Raw genomic sequence first — 20,727 nt, 5'->3', positions numbered from 1 at the left:
TGTCCGTTTAGCCGGCGGTTCCCGCATTGCTACGCCCGCATGGCCTTAGTTGGCAAGAACCCGCTGCGATGGAAAGGTAATTTCCACCAGCGTTCCCTCGTTCGGTGTCGAGGTGATGGAGAAGTTCGCACGGTTGGCGTCCACCATCGCCTTGGTCAAGGGAAGGCCGAGCCCGGTGCCATCGCCGCGCACGCGCTTGCCCGATGACGCCACCTGCCGGAACGGCTTCATGGCCTGTTCCAGCTCAGCTCGGGTCATGCCGATGCCGGTGTCGCGGATACGCAGCGCGACGCTGCCATTGGCCTCATAGGCGGTGGAAACCACGATCTGGCCGCCTGATGGCGTGAAGCGGATGGCGTTCGACAGGATGTTGAGCACGATCTGCTTGATCGAGCGCAGGTCGGCAACGATCTGTGGAACGGATTGCGAAAGCGCCGTGCGGATGATGACACGCTGATTGTTGGCCTGCGGCTGCACCAGCGAGACCGCCTCGGCCACCGTCTCGTTCAGCGGAACCGCGATGAAATCGACATCCATCTGACCGGCTTCGATCTTGGAGATGTCGAGGAGGTCGTTGACGATATCGAGCACATGCCGGCCCGAACGTCCGATATCATTGGAATATTCCACATAACGCGGATGACCGATCGGCCCGAAACGCTCGGTCGCCATCATGTCCGCGAAGCCGATGATGGCGTTGAGAGGCGTGCGGATTTCGTGGCTGACACGCGCAAGAAAATCGGTCTTGTGCGCATTGGCGGTTTCCGCCGCGCGCTTGGCGTTGCGTAACTCTTCTTCCGTGCGCTTCCACTGGGTGATGTCACGGATGACCACGCAATAGCCGTGCGAGGATTTGAGCCGCCCGATCGTCATGAACAGCGGCAGAAAACCGCCGGATGCCTCGCGGCCGATCACCTCGCGGCCATCGTTCAGCACGCTGGCGACACCGTTATTGGCAAGGCCGGAAAGATAGTCCAGCACCGCGCGCTGGCTCTCATGCGCAAACAGGGTGACGAAGGGCTTTCCTGCGATTTCGCCATTGTCGTAGTTGAATAGCGCACTGGCGGAGCGATTGAGCGAACGGATTTCGCCGTCGTCTCCCAAAAGCACCACGCCATCCGTTGCCGTTTCCAGAATGGAATGCAGTTCTTCGACTTCGCCTTGCAATACGGAAACGCTGCCTGTGTCGGCACTCGCGGTTTCCGCCGCTGACGTATTCTCGTTGGCTGCCGTAACCGGTGCCTGCTTTTCTTCCAGCGGAACCAGCGACAGCATCAGCGCCTTGGTGTCTTCCCAGCGGATGGATTGCAGCCGTGCCTTGACCGGAATGATGTCATTTTCGGCGCTGACGACGACCATGCCGCCTTCGTTATCAGGCATATCCTCAAGCTCCTGCCGTTGCAGCAGGGCTTCCAGTCCACCGACCTCGTCCAATTCATCAAGAGAGCCGTAGCCCGTCAGCCGCAGGAAATCCGGATTGGCATGGATCAGCCTGTCACCGGCATGCACCAGCAGTGCCACGGGCATCTGGTCCAGCGTTTCGGCGCTCAGCGCATCGGCGGGTCGCAGCGGTGGGCTAACCATCGCAGCGGCGATATCGGCCGCCGGTACCACCTCGGTGAAGGCGACTGTCTTTTCTTCGATCTGGATTTCATCGGCAGGCTTGTTCGTGGCCGCAGGGCGTTCGCCGCGAACATAGTCCGCGAAGAGATCGTCTTCCTCAGCCGGTTCTGCGGCATTAACGTCTTCTTCCAGCACGGGCAGCAGGTCCACCTGTGTTACCGCGTCGATATCGTCTTGGACGTGCTGTGCAGCCGGATCGGTAGAAGGAGCGTCTTCTTCCGCCTTCGGGCCCTCGTCTGAAACGGCATCTACGGGTGCCAGCGTCCGGCCGATTTCGCGGAAGGCGGCCTGCTCGCCTGCGGTCAGGCCCTCGCGGGAGCGCCAGCGGCGCTCTTCCAGATGGACGACCTTGTCGGAGTAGGTTGGCTCCGGCTCTGGTTCCGGGGTCGGTACGATTGCCAAGGCCGGCACTTCGAATTCCGGCGGGCTGTAATCGTGGGGCCGCTCTTCGTCCGAAATCTCGGCTGGCGCATCTTCAGCGGCCGGGGTTTCCTCATCGAGCTCATCGAGAAAAGCCAGCAATTCCTCGTCTTCATCCTCGGCAGCCGGCTGCGGCAAAACCTCGGTTTGAAGGATGTCTTCGCCGTGCAGGAAGGTGAGGCCGGTGGCGTGCGGATCCTCTGCGGCATCGGCCAGCCGCACGATGCCGAAACCACGGAAACCGTCAAATTCGCGCGAGCGCGTATAGGTGGGAAGGGCGGCGAGATCGATCGGCACCATCAGGGACGTGCCTTCAACCGGCCAATAGATCGTCTTGCCAGACCAGGTATCACGGCGGCCGAGAAGCTCGCGAATCTTGCCTTCCGGATCGAGATTGAACAGTGCCGCCACATCGGCAAAACTCATGCCTTCGACAGCTGCCGCCTTCGCGCCCACAGCCTCCGCAAATTCGTGCGAGATCGAGCTGAAGCGGCCCTCGGCATCGATTTTCCAGACGAAACGGGATGCACGCGCACCGGCGTCGAAGACAAAAGGCTGGGGTTCGTCGGTCGGTTCCACGGCCGCCGGGAGATCCTCTTCAACGGGTGCAGCGTCCTGCGCCGCCATTGTTTCAGCTACCTCATCTTCCGCCTCTGCGCGCTCCACGTCCGGGGCCTGTTCGGTATGGTCTTCGCTGGAATCCTGGCCAGCTGCCGGAACCTCTGCCTCATCCGTATCCAGTTCGAAGATATCGGCAATATCGTCCGTCGTCGCCGCATTCGCAGCCGTATCGGCATCCTCCAGCGGGACATCCGCCGGAGCATCCGTTTCTTCTTCTGCTGCAAGCAATGGCAGGACGGTTTCCTCATCCTGTTCCACCGTCACTTCGTCTTCGACGTCGGAAGGCAGTTCCGGCACGTCCTCCACATCTTCTATCCCGGCGACGGCGTCGAGCACGGAATCGAACGAGGCAGCCGTTGCGGCAACAGGCGCGGTCTCGGCAACCGGCAAAGCCGGTTGGGCGGCGGCCGGGGTTTCCTGCGGCTTGTCTTCGGCAAATCCGTTAACGGGATCGAGTGTCCCGAGCGCGGTTTCGACCACGAACAACAGATTGAGTTCTGGCGATATCGTGATCTGGCCGGCGGCGGCGGGCATGTAACCCTTGCCGGTCGGCACGGGCCGTTTGACGAGGTGGCCAGCCTGACCTGCGGCCATCCTAACCAGCGTCCTTGCCGTATGCGGCGTGATGCCGAGCGACGCAAACTTGGCCGAAGCGGCAACGACCTCGTTATCGCCATTGATGACAGCGATATGGATATCGGGATCGTCAAAGCCTTCAATCATGCGCCTTGCGCATTCCGCCGTGTCGGGTGCGGCCTGATCGGTGAGGGCGGAAAACAGAATAGCAGGCTGGCCCGGTTCGGCCTCGATGATTTCCACCTTGGCGGTAACGGCAAGGCTGCGGAAGCCCGCATTGATACGAATGGTAAACGGCAGGCTGTCGCCCGTCTTCGAAAGACGCGCCGCCGTCGCGGCCAGCTGCCGGAAGGTCACGTCCTGCCGTTTGGGTCCCTGTTCCAGAAAATCATAGACCATCGGCGTGCCGAACAGCGCTGCACCGCGCCCATTGGCCCAGAGCGCACTCTGAAGATCGAGCGAGAACAAAGCCATCGCCTCGCCGCGCCCGAAACCTTCGCGCACCCGTTCATGCACTGCGATATCGATAAAGGGATACTGGACGGCGGGCATGTCGAAACCTATTCTGGCACTACCGGACCTTGCGAGGCTTTCGGCTTCCTCATGAAGCTGAAACGTAAACCCGCTGAGGCACCACGTTAACAGAATTTTAAATAACTTCACAGGGCGGCGCGGTCCACCGCCGCCTGAATGAATCGCCAAATAGAGTTAACATGAACAGGCCCGGCAAGACCCGTTCTGGCCCCGTTCCAGATTGCAAGCGGTATACCCGGCTATCGACTGTTGCCAGCTCTGGCGCCATGAAAACCGCTTGCCTTTCCAAGCCTTTTTTCGCAAAATTCGCTGAAGGACTTGCAAATAGCAAAAACACCTTTTATGTCACCCCCCGTGGCGCCGGTTCGGCGTTTGATGTGCGGTTGTAGCTCAGTTGGTTAGAGCGCAGGTTTGTGGCACCTGAGGTCGGAGGTTCGAGACCCCCCAACCGTACCATCTCCAATTTCCTAAAATTCCTGAAAATCATTGCAGCGATTTCAAACCCGATTTGGGTTATCGCAAACGCATGTCTTTGCTGCGCGTCGACTGTGCGGTTTCCTCCCTTCCAAAAACCATTTGGCTAAAATCTCTTGCGCTGGTATTGTCCGCCCAACGAAACCTTATGAAAGCCAGCAGCATAGCGTCTACGCTTGTGCGCGGCGAAATGGACAAGACAGTGATCGACCCCGGAAACGGCCCAAAGCCGTCGGAACAAGGGGCGTCGGTGGCAAACAAAGGGAAAGCGAAGCGATCCCGTCGTGGCAAGAAAAACAGGCGTGACGGTAAACCCCGTGACGTTGCTGTGCTGTCGCATGATGTTGCCGCGGATGTTCCGGCCGGTTCCCCCTATGTATCGGCTCTCGAGCCGGATGCCGAACCGCGCAAAAGAAAGCGGCGTCGGCGTTCCCGTGGCAAAGGCACCTCCCATCAGACGCCGCCTGCTGCCAGTGAACAGCCAGAGGCTGTCGTCGCAACGGATGCCACCAATCCATCCTCCGTGCCGCCTGCCGGTGGTCGCAAGTCGCGTAACCGCAAGCGGGCTCACCGTGATCCGCGCAGCCGCGATCCGCAGGGTCGCCCGCTGGTTCCCTCCCATGCGCCCCGACATGTTGGCAAGCAGAACGGTCGCGCCAATGGGACGGCTCAGGAACCGCACCGGCAACAATCCGAAATGTCCGCCCGTCACGGCGCCCGCCATCAAGAGCATGGCTCCGAATTCGCAACGGACATGTATGCGGCGCTCGATCTCGGAACCAATAATTGCCGACTGCTGATCGCGCAGCCGACACGGCCCGGCCAGTTCCGGGTCGTCGATGCCTTTTCGCGCATCGTCCGGCTGGGCGAGGGGCTGGTATCGACCGGCCGTCTTTCAGACGATGCCATGGATCGCGCGGTGGAGGCTCTCAAGGTCTGCTCCTCGAAACTTGCTGGACGCCCGATCAGGCGTATGCGCCTCATCGCCACCGAAGCTTGCCGGGCAGCAACCAATGGCGAGGAGTTTCTGGAGCGGGTTACCCGGGAAACCGGGCTCAAGCTTGAGATCATCAGCCGCGAGACGGAAGCGCGTCTCGCCGTTTCGGGTTGCGCCTCCCTGGTCGGGCGTGAAGCCCGTTCGGTGGTGCTGTTCGATATAGGCGGCGGATCGTCGGAAATCGCGGTCATCAAGGTCGGCGAAAACCGTTCCAACCGGCTCGCCAACCACATCACCCACTGGACATCGTTGCCGGTCGGCGTTGTTACCCTCTCGGAACGCCATGGCGGCCGCGATGTGACGCCGGATGTGTTTGCCGCCATGGTGCGGGAAGTCGAAGGGCTGCTGGATGCCTTCCAGTGCCCGCCTCTGGCGCCGCTTGCGCATCACGAGGATTTTCACCTGATCGGAACCTCGGGTACGGTGACGACGCTTGCGGGCGTTCACCTCGACCTGCCGCGCTACGATCGCCGCAAGGTGGATGGCCTCTGGCTTTCAGATACCGAGGTGACGGCGATGCAGGACAAGCTTCTGGCATGGGATTTTGCCGGCCGCGCCGCCAATGCCTGCATCGGTCCTGACAGGGCCGATCTGGTTCTGGCCGGCTGCGCCATCCTCGAGGCCATTCGCCGTCGCTGGCCGGCGCGGCGCATGCGTGTGGCCGATCGCGGGCTGCGCGAAGGCCTGTTGACGGATATGATGGCGGATGACGGCGCATGGCGGCGTAACCGGATAAGGCGCATGCAGATGGCACGGCAGGACAGAACGGAAGGTTTGACATGAGCAAGGCGCCCACAAGCACCAATCGCACCGGCCGAAAGATCGGTCAGAAGGTCAAGAAGACCAAGCTCAAGGCCTCATCGCGCCGCTGGCTGGAACGTCATATCAACGACCCCTATGTGCAGCGCGCCAAGCTGGAAGGCTATCGCGCCCGCGCCGCCTTCAAGCTTCTGGAAATCAACGACAAGCACCAGATCCTGAAGGGTGCCACCCGCATCATCGACCTTGGTGCGGCACCCGGAAGCTGGTCGCAGATCGCTTCTAAGGTGACGGATTCCACCGAGGATGATATCCGCGTCGCCGCTATCGATTTTCTCGAAATCGATCCCATCCCCGGCGTGAAGATCCTGCAGCTCGACTTCCTCGATCCGACCGCACCGGACCAGTTGATGGAGGCCGTTGGCGGCACGCCGGATCTGGTACTGTCCGACATGGCTGCACCAACCACGGGCCACCAGAAGACGGACCACATCCGCACCATGCATCTGTGCGAAGTCGCGGCCGATTTCGCGGTTCAGGTGCTGGCGGAAGGCGGCCATTTCCTCGCCAAGACCTTCCAGGGCGGCACGGAAAAGGCATTGCTCGACATGCTGAAGAAGAACTTCAAGCAGGTCCTGCATATCAAGCCGGCGTCCTCGCGCTCGGAATCGGTCGAAATGTTCCTGCTCGCCAAGCATTTCAAGGGCCGGACAGCCGAAACGCAGTCCGTTATGCACGTGGATGAGGCGGACGAAGACTAATCACTCTGCCGGTTGCGAGACCTTGCCGCGGTGGCCGGAAACGGCCGCGCCCGCTTGCGCGTCCATGCGGATGATCGGCACGATTGCAAACAGCGAGACCAGCGCCACGATGGTGAAGGCAACGTGGAAATCGGCAAGCTGCAGATGCGAGCCGGATAACATGCTGCTGACTTCCAGGATGGCGGCTGCGAAAGCCACGCCGAGCGCAAGGCTGATCTGTTGCAGCACGGATGCCATCGAAGTCGCCTGACTTGCCTGGCTGTCGTCTATATCGGAATAGCTGAGCGCGTTGGATCCGGTAAAGAAGAAGGAACGGGCAAAGCCCGCCGTGACCAGGCAGATCATGATCAGCGGGTAGGGCGTTTCCGGCGTGAAGAAGCTGTTGGCGAGCGTCGTGAAGGCGCCGACGATGCCGGCTCCGATCAGCGTTGATCTGAACCCCGTTGCGGCAAAGACCCGCTTGGCCATGAATTTCGTGGTGATCGCGCCGATTGCCCCGGCAAAGGTGATCATGCCTGATTGAAACGGGTTGAGCCCGAAACCGATCTGCAACATCAACGGCATCAGGAAGGGAATGGCGCCTGTGGAAATGCGGAAGGCGGTGCCGCCAACGGTGGCCGCCCGGAATGTCGGGTTGCGGAAAATGCGGAAATCCAGAATGGGAGCAGGATGGTTTGCCGCGTGGCGCACATAAAGAAAGCCGCAGATGAAACCGATGACCGTCGAAGCGATGCCGATGGCGGGCGGCAGTGCAGGAAGGCTGACGACCGACACGCCGAAAACCACGCCCGATGCTGCAAGACCGGATAATACGAAACCCTTGCCGTCCATCGGTGGCGGATTGGTGGTCTCGATTTCCGGCAGGAAGATCGTCGACAGCCAGATGCCGATAACGCCGATGGGCACGTTGATGAGGAAAATCCAGTGCCATGAAAAATAGGTGGTGATGAAGCCGCCGATCGGCGGGCCGGTCAGAGGCCCGACAAGCGCCGGTATCGTCAAAAGCGCCATGGCGGAAACCAGCTCGCTGCGTTGCGTCGTCCGCAGGAGGACGAGGCGGCCAACGGGCGTCATCATCGCCCCGCCCATGCCTTGCAGGAAGCGCGAAACGACGAATTCGAATACCGATGACGAGACCGCGCAGCAGATCGAACCGACGACGAAGACGCCGATGGCGAAACGGAAGATTTTCTTGGCGCCGTATTTGTCGGCCATCCAGCCGCTGATGGGAATGAAAATCGCCAGCGACACCATATAGGCCGTCAGTGCGAGCTTGAGCGTGATCGGACCCACATGAAGATCGGCCGCAATGGCCGGAAGCGACGTTGCGATTACGGTGGAGTCCATCTGCTCCATGAAGAGAGCGACTGCCAGGATCAGGGGAATGATGCGGTTCATGAGGCTGCCTGCGGCTCTCCGCTGCGACAATGGTATCGCAGTTCCTCCTACGCCTGATGGGCCGACTTGCCAACACGTTAATTATCAATTTCTGAAGTTCCGATCAAACCTGCGTGAGGCCGGTTTTCTTGCAACTTTCTCGCTCTATTGTCCGTTGGGCAAAGTGACATTGGCGAGAATCGGGAGAAAAATGATGACTCAATCCTTGAGCATGAGCAGACGCGGCCTTATCGGTGTGGCGGGAGCAAGCGTTCTCGGCGCGCCGCTATTGATGGCGCGCACCGCAACGGCGCAGACGAACCAGCCGCAAACTTCCATGGAGATCAAACACGCCATGCCGCCTGAAACCAATCGCTTCAAGCTTGGTAATTTCGAAGTGCTTGTCGTGAAGGATGGCGCGCGCGCCGCGCCCAATCCGGGCGAGACCTTCGGCACCGATCAGTCGGCGGAAACCCTCGGCAAGCTGCTGGAAGACAATTTTCTGCCGAAGGAGCAATTCGTCAATTCCTTCTCGCCGGTTCTCGTAAATACTGGCACGGACCTTGTGCTGTTCGACACGGGTTTCGGCGAGTCCGGCCGTGGCGCTGGTAATGGCCGTCTTATCGAAGGCATGGCGGCTGCCGGTTACTCTCCTGACGACGTGACCGTGGTGGTGCTGACCCATATGCACGGAGACCACATTGGCGGATTGATGGAAAAGGGCGCGCCAGCCTTCTCCAAGGCGCGTTATGTTTTCGGCCAGGCGGAATATGATTTCTGGACGGACGAGAAGCGGGTTGGCACGCCTGCCGAAGGCGGCCAGAAGGGCGTCATCGCCAACGTCAAACCGCTGGCGGAAAAGGCGACCTTCATCGGCGACGGCGCTGACGTGGTTTCCGGCATCACCGGCATTGCGGCGTTTGGCCATTCGCCGGGCCACATGATCTTCCGTGTCGAATCCGAAGGCAAGCAGCTGATCCTGACGGCTGATACGGCCAACCATTTCGTCCTGTCGCTGCAAAAGCCGGATTGGGAAGTGAAGTTCGACATGGACAAGGCGGCGGCCGCTGCAACCCGCAAGAAGGTCTACGACATGATCGCCACGGACCGGTTGCCGTTCCTCGGCTATCACATGCCTTTCCCGGCTGTCGGTTACGCGGAAAAGCTGGATACGGGGTACCGTTTCGTGCCGAAGTCCTACCAGTTCGACATCTGATGCATATCGCGCAAAAGCGTTAAGCGGTTTTGCGATAACGACATGCGTAAAAACAAGCAGTTAAAGCGCGTCGTGCGGAACAGGGATCCACAGGACGCTGTTTAACGCCTGCTGCAATGCAGCAACAGAATAAGCCCGGAAGGTCATTCCGGGTTTTTTCTATTTCCTTCCTGTCATGAACGTGTTACCAGCCCTCGCCAACTTCCAAGCAATCCTTGCAGGGCGCCGGGGTGAACTTTTCGTTCCGGGACGGCCACGCATTTTCATTATGAAGGAATTTGGTCATGGCACGCATCATTCAAACACCCACTGGTTTGGACGCTCTCACATTTGACGATGTGTTGCTGCAGCCCGGACATTCCGAGGTTATGCCGGGACAGACAAATATCGCCACCCGCATTGCCCGTGATATCGATCTCAACCTGCCGATCCTATCTTCCGCCATGGACACGGTCACGGAAGGCCGTCTTGCCATCGCCATGGCGCAGGCCGGCGGCATCGGCGTCATCCACCGCAACCTTACCCCCATCGAACAGGCCGAAGAAGTCCGGCAGGTAAAGAAGTTCGAGAGCGGCATGGTCGTCAACCCGGTCACCATCGGCCCGGATGCCACGCTGGCAGAAGCACAGGCTTTGATGAAGGCGCACGGCATTTCCGGCATTCCGGTGGTTGAAAACGGCGGTGCCGGCGGCCACAAGAATGGCCGTCTCGTCGGCATTCTGACAAACCGCGACGTGCGTTTCGCATCCGATCCGCAGCAGAAGATCTATGAACTGATGACCCGCGAAAACCTTGTTACGGTCAAGGAAAGCAGCGTCGATCAGCAGGAAGCGCGCCGTCTGTTGCACAAGCACCGCATTGAAAAGCTGCTGGTGGTGGATGGAAAGGGCAATTGCGTCGGCCTCATCACCGTCAAGGATATGGAGAAGTCGCAGCTCAACCCCAACGCCACCAAGGATGCGCAGGGCCGTCTTCGCGCCGCTGCCGCCATCAGCGTCGGTGCCGATGCCATCGAGCGCGCAGAACGCCTCATCGATGCCGGTGTTGACCTTCTGGTCGTTGATACCGCGCATGGCCATTCGCAGCGCGTGCTCGATGCCGTTTCGGTGGTCAAGAAGATGTCGAACTCCGTTCGCATCATCGCCGGCAATGTTGCGACCGCTGACGGCACCAAGGCACTGATCGATGCCGGCGCCGATGGCGTCAAAGTCGGTATCGGCCCCGGTTCCATCTGCACCACCCGTATCGTCGCCGGCGTTGGCGTTCCGCAGCTTGCTGCGATCATGGCCTCGGTCGAAGTGGCCAATGCTGCAGATATTCCTGTCATCGCCGATGGCGGCATCAAGTTCTCGGGCGATCTGGCGAAGGCTATTGCCGCCGGCGCCTCCGCCGTCATGATCGGCTCGCTTTTGGCCGGCACGGATGAAAGCCCGGGCGAAGTGTTCCTCTATCAGGGCCGTTCCTTCAAGGCCTATCGCGGCATGGGTTCCGTTGGCGCCATGGCGCGCGGCTCCGCCGACCGTTATTTCCAGGCGGAAGTGCGCGACACGCTGAAGCTCGTTCCGGAAGGTATCGAAGGTCAGGTTCCCTATAAGGGTCCGGTCTCCGGCGTCCTGCACCAGCTGGCCGGTGGCCTGAAGGCTGCCATGGGTTATGTCGGCGGCGGCACGATCAAGGAATTCCAGGAGCGCGCCACCTTCGTGCGCATTTCCAGCGCGGGCTTGCGCGAAAGCCACGCCCATGACGTGACGATCACCCGCGAAAGCCCGAACTACCCCGGCGCGGTTTGATCTTTCGAGCCGAATCCGCAACAACATAGTCTCAGTATTTGGCGCTCCCCGATTCATGCCGGATCGGGGAGCGTTGTTGTGATTGGAGGAGAAAGCATGTCACCAACGACCGCAATGTTCTGGCCGATGATAGCCCATGCATTTCTCGTGTTCGTTCTTTACGCCCTACTGCTTTACCGCCGCAAAAAATACACGCTGACGGACCGCGACACCGCGCTTAGATATCGCGATACGGGACAGGAAGGGCGCGAAAGCTATCTGGTCAACCGAAACATTGCCAACCAGTTCGAGCTTCCGGTTCTCTTCCACCCCGTCTGCCTGCTGCTTTATATTACCGACGCGGACAATATCGTTACCGTCGTTCTGGCCTGGCTGTTCGTGATTTCCCGTTATGCGCACTCCTTCGTTCACGTCACCAGCAACCGTCTGCGTTATCGTGCGCCATTGTTCGCGATTGGTTTCGCGCTTCTCGTCTGCCTCTGGGGCTGGCTCGCCATCTGGTTGGCGCTGGAGTGAGATGGCACCGTAAGGTTGCTTCATAAGTGAGACAATCGCGCCTCTAAAATGCTGCGATTTGCGATGGGTCAATTCCGTGACGCCCCATCCCCGGTAGTCTCTGCCTCGCCGTCGAGAATTTCAGGCGAGCAGAGATTAGGGAGTATGTCATGGCTAAAACAATGAAGGCCGCGGTTGTCCGCGCATTTGGCAAACCGCTGACCATCGAGGAAGTGGCGATACCGGATCCTGGCCCGGGTGAAATTCTCATCAATTACAAGGCGACCGGCATTTGCCACACGGACCTGCACGCCGCAACGGGCGATTGGCCGGTCAAACCCAATCCACCATTCATCCCCGGCCATGAAGGCGTCGGCTACGTCGCCAAGATCGGCGCTGGCGTGACCGGCATCAAGGAAGGCGACCGCGCCGGCACGCCGTGGCTTTATACCGCCTGCGGATGCTGCATTCCGTGCCGTACCGGCTGGGAAACTCTTTGCCCAAGTCAGAAGAACTCGGGTTATTCCGTCAATGGCAGCTTTGCGGAATACGGGCTTGCGGATCCGAAATTCGTTGGCCGACTTCCCGACAATCTGGAATTCGGCCCCGCTGCACCCGTGCTCTGCGCCGGTGTCACCGTCTACAAGGGTCTCAAGGAAACCGAAGTGAGGCCCGGCGAATGGGTGGTCATTTCGGGCATTGGCGGGCTTGGTCATATGGCCGTGCAATATGCCAAGGCCATGGGCATGCATGTCGTTGCCGCCGATATTTATGACGACAAGCTGGAGCTTGCGAAAAAGCTGGGCGCGGATTTCACCGTCAACGGTCGGGCGCCGGATGCGGTGGAACAGGTGCAGAAGGCGACCGGCGGCGTCCACGGCGCGCTCGTGACGGCGGTTTCGCCCAAAGCCATGGAGCAGGCCTACGGTTTCCTGCGCTCCAAGGGCACGATGGCACTTGTTGGCCTGCCGCCGGGCTTCATCTCCATTCCGGTTTTCGAAACGGTGCTGAAGCGCATCACGGTGCGTGGCTCCATCGTCGGCACAAGGCAGGATCTGGAGGAGGCGCTTTCCTTCGCTGGTGAAGGAAAGGTAGCCGCCCACTTCTCCTGGGACAAACTCGAAAACATCAACGACATCTTCCGTCGAATGGAAGAGGGCAAGATCGACGGCCGTATCGTCGTGGACCTTGCCGCCTGAGACAGATGACCAGCGGTGGCGCTCACGCAAAAGTGTGCCGCCGCTTGTTCACCGGGCGGCGATCTGCGCTATCCTCCCTGTGCATCTGCGCGTTCAGGGAGAAGAGAGCGATGGACGACAAGCCGAAGATTACACAGGCCATGATCGACGCTTACGATGAATATACCCATCTCAGCCTCGATCGCCGCAAATTCATGGAAAAGCTCAGCCTGCTTGCCGGGTCCGGCGCAGCTGCTGCCGCAATCGCGCCGCTTCTTTCGGCCAACAGCGCCCGTGCGGCAATCGTTGCGCCTGATGATGCGGGTATCGTTGCGGAAGAGGTGACCTATCCCGCCCCCGGGGGCGAGATGAAAGGCTATCTCGTCACGCCGAAATCGGTTTCCGGGCCCATTGGCTCGGTCATCGTCATCCATGAAAACCGGGGCCTGAACGACCATATCCGCGATGTGGCAAGACGCGTGGCGCTTGCGGGGTTCAGGGCGCTTGCGGTTGATTTCCTGTCGCCGCAGGGCGGCACGCCTTCGGATGAAGATAAGGCACGGGAGATGTTCAGTGGCCTCGATATGGAGGCAACAGTCGCCAATGCCGAAGCCGGTCGGGTGTGGCTCGCCGCAAGGCAGGGTGCGAACGGCAAGGTTGGTGCGGTCGGTTTCTGCTGGGGCGGCGGGCTGGTCAACCGGTTCGCCACCAAATCGGCAGGCCTGAATGCCGGCGTCGCCTATTACGGCCAGCAGCCGCCGGCGGCCGATGTGCCTGCTATCAAGGCGCCCCTGCTGTTACAGTATGCCGGTCTGGACGAGCGCATCAATGCCGGTATCGACGCCTATAAAAAGGCACTGGAGCAAAACGGCAAAACCTTCGAAATCTTCGTTTATGACGGCGTCAACCACGCCTTCAACAACGATACGTCCTCGGCGCGATACGACAAGGCCGCGGCCGATCTCGCCTGGGGCCGGACGACGGAGTTCTTCAAAAAATATCTGGCGTAGTGGGGTTTCGGTCCGCTGTGACGGACAACCCCTGAAATCCCGCTCTAGACGCCGCCAGCCCCGCGTTTCAAATGCTCATCAAGCCGGGGCATGATCTCAACGAAATTGCAGGGCAGGTGGCGGTAATCGAGCTGGGCTTTGAGAATACCGTCCCAGGCATCCTTGCAGGCGCCGGGAGAGCCGGGCAGCACGAAGATGAAGGTGGCGTTTGCCACGCCGCCGGTCGCCCGTGACTGGATGGTGGCGGTGCCGATCTTTTCATAGGAAATGCGATGGAAGATGGCAGAAAAGCCGTCCATGCGCTTTTCGAACAGGGGTTCCAGCGCCTCGGGTGTCACGTCGCGGCCTGTAAAGCCGGTGCCGCCGGTGGTGATGACCACATCCACGCTCCCGTTGAGCGTCCAGTCGCGCACGGTGTTGAAAATAGCAGCCTTGTCGTCTGCCACGATGGTGCGGGCGGCGACCTTGTGTCCGGCTTCCTCTATGCGTGCGACTAGCGTGTCGCCGGACTTGTCATTCTCAAGCGTGCGGCTGTCCGAAACGGTCAGAACCGCGATGCCGAGGGGAATGAAGGGTCTTTCGCCTGCCATGGCCTTATCCTCGAATTGTGTTGTCTTCAGATGGTCCGCGTCGCCTGAAAATACCAGCCGGGGCGCTTGTTTCGAAGCGATGTTTCCGCTTTTCGGGCGGCCTCGAAGGAATGAAATAATCCAAAACAGGTGGCACCCGAACCGGACATGCGCACAAGGGAAGCACCTTCCTGCGACAGCATGCCGGCGATTGCGCCGATCTCCGGCAGGAGCGCCTTGGCGGGGACTTCCAGATCGTTTCGGCTTTGCGCCAGAAAATCCATCCAGCCGCCTTCTTTGCGCTCCGGCAGGGGCGGGTTGGCCTTGTCGAGCAATCGCCGAAAAATCTCCGGCGTCGAGACCGCTTTCAGAGGGTTGGCCAGCACCAGAAAGAATTCCGGCAGATCGGAGACCGGCTCGATATCCTCGCCGATACCTCGTGCGATGAGTGGGCGGCTTTCAAGGCACATCGGCACGTCAGCGCCAAGCGCAAGCGCGATGGGTGCGAGATTTTCAGGAACAATCCTGGCATTCCAGTGCCGCAACAGCGCCCGCAGTGTCGCTGCCGCATCCGCTGAGCCGCCGCCAATGCCGGAGGCGACTGGCAGGTTCTTTTCGAGATGGATGGCAACCGGGCGTGCCGATTGACCTGCCGCCACAAGCGCATCACGCAAAAGGTCTCTGGCACGGACGACGAGATTGTTGCCGCCATCGCCTGCCCGCAGCAGATCGCCAAACGGGCCGGAGATGGAGAAAGTGTCGGCATCGGCATCGCGAACATGGATCGCGTCGCCTGCTTCGGTGAAGGTCACCAGCGTCTCGAGCAGATGATAACCATCTGCCCGCTGACCGGTTACATGCAGTGCCAGATTGATCTTGGCCGGGGCCGCCTCGGTTGTTTCGACAGCCCCGGTAATGTCATCCGCGCGCATGTCGCGTCAGGATTTCTTGTCCGGGGCAGGGGCAACAGGGGCCGGTGCTGGCGGAGCCGGCGGCTGCGGCGCGGCCTCCTTCTTGGCGGTGTTTTCGGCGTCCTTTTCCAGCGGCGGCAGGCCGTTGGCAATCTTTTCCTTCACCTTGGCCTTGTCCAGATCGTCATTGTCGCCAATCAGCGCGCGGTTCCACTGATACACGGCCTCGATCTTGCGACCGACACGCCAGTAGGCATCGCCCAGATGATCGTTGATGGTCTGATCGCCGGCCTTGAGCTCGATTGCCCGCTCCAGTTCGGTGACGGCCTGGTCAAACGCGCCCAGCCGGAAATGCGCCCAGCCAAGCGAGTCGACGATATAGCCGTCATTCGGCCGAAGCTCGACCGCGCGGCTGATCATCTTCATCGCTTCGTCGAGGTTGATACCTTTGTCCACCCAGGAATAGCCGAGATAGTTCAGCACCTGCGGCTGTTCCGGGTTGAGTTCGAGCGCACGCTTGAAGTCCGGCTCGGCCTTGTCCCATTCCTTCAGGCGCTCATGGGCGATGGCGCGCTGGAAGAACACGGTCCAGTCCGACTTCTGCGGCACGGCACCGATCACCTCGACAGCCTTGTCGTAGTTTTCGGCCATGGCCTTGTAGTCCTTGGCGTCGGAAAGCACGCTGCCATAGGCGAGGTAAGAACGGATATCCTTCGGATCGGATTGCAGCAGGGATTGCAGGTGGTTGCGCGCTTCCTCCACCTTGCCCGTCTGCGCCAGCGTCAGCCCGAGCTGCAGCTCGGAGATGCGGTGCATCGGCGAATCCTTCGGCACGTCGCGGTAGAAGGCGATGGCGCGGTCGGGCTGTTTCATCGCCTCGGCAAGTCCGCCGAGAAGGATCAGCGTATCGGCGCTTTGCGGATCGAGCGCACGCGACGTCTGAAGGTAAAGCGTGACGATCTCTTCGGCACCTTCGCGGTTCAGCGCGCCCGCGATGGAAAACATCACGGAAGCCGCGCCTTCAACGGCATTGGTGATCTGCTGCGGCGGCTTCTCGCCCTTCTCGATGGATTGGCGAAGCGCTTTGAGCGGCGCATAGTTCGGCGCAAAAGTGTCGCCGACCGCAATTGCGTCCAGCGCCTTCTGCTTGTTGCCGGCTGAAGCCTCCAGCCGTGCAAGCGCCATCACCGCGCGCATATAGGTGTCGGAAGCGGTTGCCCCGCCTTCACGATCCGTCACGGCCTCATTGAGGCTCTTGCGGGCAGCATCTGTGTTGCCGGAGACAAGGGCGATCGCCGCGGCATTGTATTTCTGGAAAATCGAAATCCAGCCCGGACCCTTCATGTTGTTGACGAGGGCCAGCGCTTCCTTGGGCTTGCCTGAACCGGCGCGCGCCCATGCCGTCAGAAGCGTGTTGACCATGCGGTCGAGATCGTTCGGGCCGGTATATTTCAGGATTTTCTCGGCTTTGACGAATTCCTTGTCCTTGATGGCGTCGAGGCCGCGCACGATGGTCGTCACGCGTTCGACGGAGGTATCGTCCTTCATCGAATCGGCAATCTTGGCGCCAGCCTCGAAATTGCCGCTCAACAGTTCGGCGATCATCAGGCGCTGGCGGATTTCCGAATTGGCCGGATCGAATTCCAGCGCCTTCTTGTAGAGCGAAATCGCGGTGGGGTAATCCTGATCGACATCGGCATTGCGCGCGGCAAGGAATGCGCCGGAGAAGGTATTTACCTTGGCAGGATCGAAAGTAACGGCCTTGGCGTCCGTTTTCGTCTCCGCAAAGCCGGGGCTTGCACCCGCGCCAAGTGCGAGAGCGGCGGCAAGAGCCGCGCTGCAGAGAAGACGAAGTGCTGGTTTACGCCGCATGAGGGAACCTTTGCCTTTGTGCAGAAGCACGGAAAAATCAGTTTCCATTGTTTGGTCACGATAGAATGGCTTTTTTGAAGCAACCCCGCAAGAAATTATGGCCCGCGCCACAATCTACCCTTGCGGGACACCCAGTCCGAAACAGCGGCGGACGGTCTTGTCCATCCGCCGTTTGCCTGAGGCCTCCAGCGTCAGTTGAGACGCTCGATGCAGAAGTCGATGACTTCCAGAAGCGCGTTTTTCCACGGGCTTTCCGGCAGCGGTGCAAGCGCATCGCGGGCAATGGTGCCGTAATGCGTGGCCCGGCCGATCGTATCGCCAAGACCGTTGTATTTGGTGATGAGACCGAGCGCCTTTTCGAGGTTTTCGTCGCTGCTTTCGCCGTTTTCGATGGCGTTGCGCCAGAAGGCGCGCTCATCCTGCGTGCCGCGGCGATAGGACAGGATGACCGGCAGGGTTATCTTGCCCTCACGGAAATCGTCACCCGTATTCTTGCCGAGATCGGCGGATTTGCCGCCGTAATCCAGCACGTCGTCAACGAGCTGGAAGGCGAGGCCGAGATTCATGCCGTAGGATTTCAGCGCGCTGCGGCTTGCCTTGTCGGTTTTGGCGACGATGGGGCCAACTTCCGCGGCCGCTGCAAAAAGGGCGGCCGTCTTGGCGCGAATCACCTGCAGATAATCATCCTCGGTCGTTTCCATGTTCTTGGCGACCGAAAGCTGCAGCACTTCGCCCTCGGCGATGACCGAAGCGGCGGTGGACAGCACGTCGAGCGCATCCAGCGAGCCGACGTCCACCATCATGCGGAAGGCCTGGCCGAGCAGGAAGTCGCCGACGAGAACGCTTGCCTGGTTGCCCCAGATGGTGCGGGCGGTGGACTTGCCACGGCGCAGATCGCTTTCATCCACCACGTCGTCATGCAGCAGCGTCGCCGTGTGCATGAATTCCACGCTGGTGGCGAGCTTGATATGGTGGTCGCCCTCGTAACCGAACATCGAGGCAGAGGCCAGCGTCAGCATCGGCCGCAGGCGTTTGCCTCCGGACGAGATCAGATGGTTGGCCACCTCAGGTATCATCTGGACATCGGAACCGGCTCTGGAAAGGATAAGCTGGTTCACCCGTTCCATGTCGGCACGGGTCAGGTCGACAAGCGGCTTGACGGATGCGAGTTTGTTTTTGCTTTCTTCAAGCGGTATGACGACGCCCAAGGGACAGGACTCCTGTTCGAATTTGAGTTCGACAATAAAAACTGGCGCCTGTCGCGGCAAGGGGCGAATTGCCGCTAGCCATTCAAAAAAATGGGAATTTGGGGCTTATCCATGCGTGAACTGATCCGTACCAACGATGCCGTGCTGTTATCCTTCGCCGAAAGCCTGATGAAAGACGCCGGCATCCATTGCCTTGTCGCCGATCAGGCAATGAGCATTCTGGAAGGTTCGCTCGGTCTTTTGCCCCGCCGGTTCCTGGTGGAGGAAGACCGCGCCGGTGAGGCCCGCCGCATTCTCGTGGATGCCGGTCTGGGCGACGAATTGCGCAACGAAGAGGCGTAAACGAACGTGGGCGGCGAGATTTCGGAAACTTTGGATGCGTTTCACCGGGGCCGTTTTCACATTCTCCAGCCCAAGGGCAGGGGACACCGCGCCGGCATGGACGCCATGCTTCTTGCCTCGATGGTAGCGGACGAGCGCGCATGCCGCATAGCCGATCTCGGCGCGGGCGCGGGCGCGGCAGGTTTCGCGGTCGCCACGCGGCTTGAAAAGGCCGAAGTGACCCTGTTCGAACGTTCGCCGGAAATGGTGGAGTTTGCCCGCCGCAGCCTGGCATTGCCTGAAAATGCCGCTTTTTCCGCTCGTGTCAGCGTGCGTGAGGCCGACGTGACACTGCGTGGCAAGGCGCGCGTCGAGGCCGGACTGCCGGACGGGCATTTTCACCACGTCATCATGAACCCGCCCTATAATGATGCAGGCGACCGCCGCACGCCCGATGCGCTGAAGGCTGAGGCCCACGCCATGACGGAGGGCCTGTTCGAGGACTGGATCAGGACCGCAGGTGCGATCACGGTTCCAGGCGGGCAGCTTTCCCTTATTGCACGGCCGCAATCGGTGGCGGAGATCATTGCCGCGTGTGGCAGCCGTTTCGGCGGCATCGAGATCACACTCATCCACCCACGCCCCGGCGAGGACGCGGTGCGCATGCTCGTAACGGCGATCAAGGGGTCACGGGCGCGGCTGTCGTTCAGGGCGCCGCTCGTCATGCACGAGACCGGCAGCCATGCCTTCACGCCCATCGTGGATGACCTGAATAATGGCCGCACCGCCTATCGCCGTAATGTAAAGGCAATCGGGCCTGGCCTATAAATTCGCCGTTCCTCCGGCCGCAAACCATTGTGTTTCGCAGGGCAATACATACATCCGTGACGAACAGGCAAATGCTGCGAGGAGTGAATTGTGGGTTTTCTGAAGTATCTGGTGCCGAAACGCTTTCGCAAAAAAGAACTCGTCATCCCGGTTGTGCGCATGCATGGCGCCATCATGGCTGGCGGCAACCAGTTCCGCCCCGCTCTCAATCTTGCTTCCTATGCACCGCTGCTGGAAAAGGCCTTTGCCATCAAGGACGCGCCAGCTGTCGCCATTTCCGTGAATTCTCCCGGTGGCTCGCCGGTGCAGGCGCGAATGATCTATAATCGCATCCGCCAGCTTGCCGAGGAAAAGGACAAGAAGGTCCTGATCTTCGTTGAGGATGTGGCGGCCTCCGGTGGCTACATGATCGCGCTTGCCGGCGACGAGATCATCGCCGACCCCACCTCCATCGTCGGATCGATCGGCGTCGTTTCCGGTGGTTTCGGTTTCCCGGAAATGTTGAAGAAGATCGGAGTGGAGCGCCGCGTCTATACCGCCGGCGAGAACAAGGTCATCCTCGATCCCTTCCAGCCGGAAAAAGAGGGCGACATCGAATATCTGAAGTCGCTTCAGGTCGAAATCCACAATGTTTTCATCGATATGGTCAAGATGCGCCGCGGTGCAAAACTGAAGGGCGATGAGACGGTCTTCTCCGGCCTGTTCTGGACCGGTATGCGTGGCCTGGATCTCGGCCTGATCGACGGCTTGGGCGACATGAGGGAAGTTCTTCGTCGCCGTTACGGGACGAAGGTCAAGCTTCATCTCGTCACCGGCGGGCGCTCGCTGTTCGGCAAAAAAGTGCCGGGCGTGAATGCGGCACTCGGCCTCAATGCCGAAAGGCTTGCGGCAGGCGCCGTCTCGGGACTTGCGGAAGTTGCCGAAGAAAAGGCATTGTGGTCGCGTTTCGGTCTATGATGTCGCAGGAATAGGGCCTTATGGCGCAGCTTATTACAATTGTTCTTCTAGGGGTGGGATCCGTCATCCTCTACCGCCGCTTCGTTCGCGATGCGGAAAAGCTTTCGGCAAAATCGAAGCAGCGCGAAAAGGAACGCGAAACCGGCGCCATCGGCACGCTGATCAAGGATCCCGAAACCGGCGAATACCGCGTGAAGCGTGAGGATGAGACGTAAGCCGGTGTCTCCACG

The 20,727-nt window shown here is 60.2% G+C and carries 17 protein-coding genes and 1 tRNA gene; 12 read left to right on the top strand and 6 right to left on the bottom strand.

Annotated features, from left to right (window positions below; translation table 11 throughout):
- Positions 1-45: 45 nt before the first annotated feature.
- Positions 46-3,792: a PAS domain-containing sensor histidine kinase gene (locus ACQZ6D_RS14790; protein ID WP_065703847.1), complete on the bottom strand. Its 3,747-nt coding sequence runs from the start codon at positions 3,790-3,792 to the stop codon at positions 46-48.
- 361 nt (positions 3,793-4,153) lie between these two features.
- On the opposite strand from ACQZ6D_RS14790, the gene ACQZ6D_RS14785 reads away from it, so the two are divergent.
- The 3 genes from ACQZ6D_RS14785 (at position 4,154) to ACQZ6D_RS14775 (ending at position 6,765) form a co-directional block, all read left to right on the top strand.
- Positions 4,154-4,230 (top strand) — tRNA-His (locus tag ACQZ6D_RS14785).
- A gap of 166 nt (positions 4,231-4,396) precedes the next feature.
- On the top strand, positions 4,397-6,028 hold the full coding sequence (locus ACQZ6D_RS14780; protein ID WP_003515160.1) for a Ppx/GppA phosphatase family protein: 1,632 nt from the start codon (positions 4,397-4,399) through the stop codon (positions 6,026-6,028).
- The gene (locus tag ACQZ6D_RS14775; protein WP_003515161.1) at positions 6,025-6,765 is read left to right on the top strand and encodes an RlmE family RNA methyltransferase; all 741 of its coding nucleotides are present in this window, start codon (positions 6,025-6,027) and stop codon (positions 6,763-6,765) included. Before ACQZ6D_RS14780 ends, ACQZ6D_RS14775 begins: the two co-directional genes overlap by 4 nt.
- Here ACQZ6D_RS14775 and ACQZ6D_RS14770 read toward each other — a convergent pair whose 3' ends face one another.
- A complete protein-coding gene (locus ACQZ6D_RS14770) occupies positions 6,766-8,163 on the bottom strand; it encodes an MDR family MFS transporter (protein ID WP_003515163.1) in 1,398 nt (465 codons plus the stop codon). It lies immediately after the preceding gene.
- A gap of 193 nt (positions 8,164-8,356) precedes the next feature.
- Between ACQZ6D_RS14770 and ACQZ6D_RS14765 the strand changes: the two genes are divergently transcribed.
- The 5 genes from ACQZ6D_RS14765 to ACQZ6D_RS14745 all read left to right on the top strand — a co-directional run bounded on the left by ACQZ6D_RS14765 (position 8,357) and on the right by ACQZ6D_RS14745 (position 13,831).
- Positions 8,357-9,358 carry an MBL fold metallo-hydrolase gene (locus tag ACQZ6D_RS14765; RefSeq protein WP_448729790.1) on the top strand — a complete coding sequence of 334 codons (1,002 nt, stop codon included), beginning with the start codon at positions 8,357-8,359 and terminating at the stop codon, positions 9,356-9,358.
- A gap of 284 nt (positions 9,359-9,642) precedes the next feature.
- Positions 9,643-11,148, top strand: coding sequence for an IMP dehydrogenase (guaB, locus tag ACQZ6D_RS14760; protein ID WP_003515165.1), 1,506 nt, complete (start codon positions 9,643-9,645; stop codon positions 11,146-11,148).
- A 114-nt stretch (positions 11,149-11,262) separates the two neighbouring features.
- Positions 11,263-11,664: an MAPEG family protein gene (locus ACQZ6D_RS14755; protein ID WP_003515166.1), complete on the top strand. Its 402-nt coding sequence runs from the start codon at positions 11,263-11,265 to the stop codon at positions 11,662-11,664.
- Between the two features lie 149 nt (positions 11,665-11,813).
- Complete coding sequence (gene adhP, locus ACQZ6D_RS14750) at positions 11,814-12,842, top strand: alcohol dehydrogenase AdhP (RefSeq protein WP_003515167.1); 1,029 nt, start codon at positions 11,814-11,816, stop codon at positions 12,840-12,842.
- Positions 12,843-12,952: 110 nt separating this feature from the next.
- The gene (locus ACQZ6D_RS14745; RefSeq protein WP_065703851.1) at positions 12,953-13,831 is read left to right on the top strand and encodes a dienelactone hydrolase family protein; all 879 of its coding nucleotides are present in this window, start codon (positions 12,953-12,955) and stop codon (positions 13,829-13,831) included.
- A 44-nt stretch (positions 13,832-13,875) separates the two neighbouring features.
- On the opposite strand, the gene moaB is transcribed toward ACQZ6D_RS14745, so the two are convergent.
- The 4 genes from moaB to ACQZ6D_RS14725 all read right to left on the bottom strand — a co-directional run bounded on the left by moaB (position 13,876) and on the right by ACQZ6D_RS14725 (position 18,391).
- Positions 13,876-14,421, bottom strand: a complete 546-nt coding sequence (moaB, locus tag ACQZ6D_RS14740; protein ID WP_003515169.1) for a molybdenum cofactor biosynthesis protein B — start codon at positions 14,419-14,421, stop codon at positions 13,876-13,878.
- A gap of 26 nt (positions 14,422-14,447) precedes the next feature.
- Positions 14,448-15,332, bottom strand: a complete 885-nt coding sequence (locus tag ACQZ6D_RS14735) for a 4-(cytidine 5'-diphospho)-2-C-methyl-D-erythritol kinase (RefSeq protein ID WP_019564274.1) — start codon at positions 15,330-15,332, stop codon at positions 14,448-14,450.
- 6 nt (positions 15,333-15,338) lie between these two features.
- Positions 15,339-17,183, bottom strand: coding sequence for a tetratricopeptide repeat protein (locus ACQZ6D_RS14730; protein ID WP_065703924.1), 1,845 nt, complete (start codon positions 17,181-17,183; stop codon positions 15,339-15,341).
- A gap of 191 nt (positions 17,184-17,374) precedes the next feature.
- The gene (locus ACQZ6D_RS14725) at positions 17,375-18,391 is read right to left on the bottom strand and encodes a polyprenyl synthetase family protein (protein WP_003515172.1); all 1,017 of its coding nucleotides are present in this window, start codon (positions 18,389-18,391) and stop codon (positions 17,375-17,377) included.
- Between the two features lie 111 nt (positions 18,392-18,502).
- Here ACQZ6D_RS14725 and ACQZ6D_RS14720 point away from each other — a divergent pair, with 111 nt between their 5' ends.
- The 4 genes from ACQZ6D_RS14720 to ACQZ6D_RS14705 all read left to right on the top strand — a co-directional run bounded on the left by ACQZ6D_RS14720 (position 18,503) and on the right by ACQZ6D_RS14705 (position 20,712).
- Entirely contained in the window at positions 18,503-18,733 is a 231-nt protein-coding gene (locus ACQZ6D_RS14720) for a putative signal transducing protein (RefSeq protein ID WP_003515173.1), read from the top strand.
- A 6-nt stretch (positions 18,734-18,739) separates the two neighbouring features.
- The gene (locus tag ACQZ6D_RS14715) at positions 18,740-19,540 is read left to right on the top strand and encodes a tRNA1(Val) (adenine(37)-N6)-methyltransferase (RefSeq protein ID WP_019564271.1); all 801 of its coding nucleotides are present in this window, start codon (positions 18,740-18,742) and stop codon (positions 19,538-19,540) included.
- 87 nt (positions 19,541-19,627) lie between these two features.
- Complete coding sequence (locus ACQZ6D_RS14710; RefSeq protein WP_173994954.1) at positions 19,628-20,497, top strand: S49 family peptidase; 870 nt, start codon at positions 19,628-19,630, stop codon at positions 20,495-20,497.
- Between the two features lie 20 nt (positions 20,498-20,517).
- Positions 20,518-20,712, top strand: a complete 195-nt coding sequence (locus tag ACQZ6D_RS14705; protein ID WP_448729789.1) for an NfeD family protein — start codon at positions 20,518-20,520, stop codon at positions 20,710-20,712.
- Positions 20,713-20,727: the final 15 nt, after the last annotated feature.

The sequence above is a fragment of the Agrobacterium sp. 22-3639C2 genome (assembly GCF_053522105.1).
This window is presented reverse-complemented; position numbering and strand designations above follow the sequence as displayed.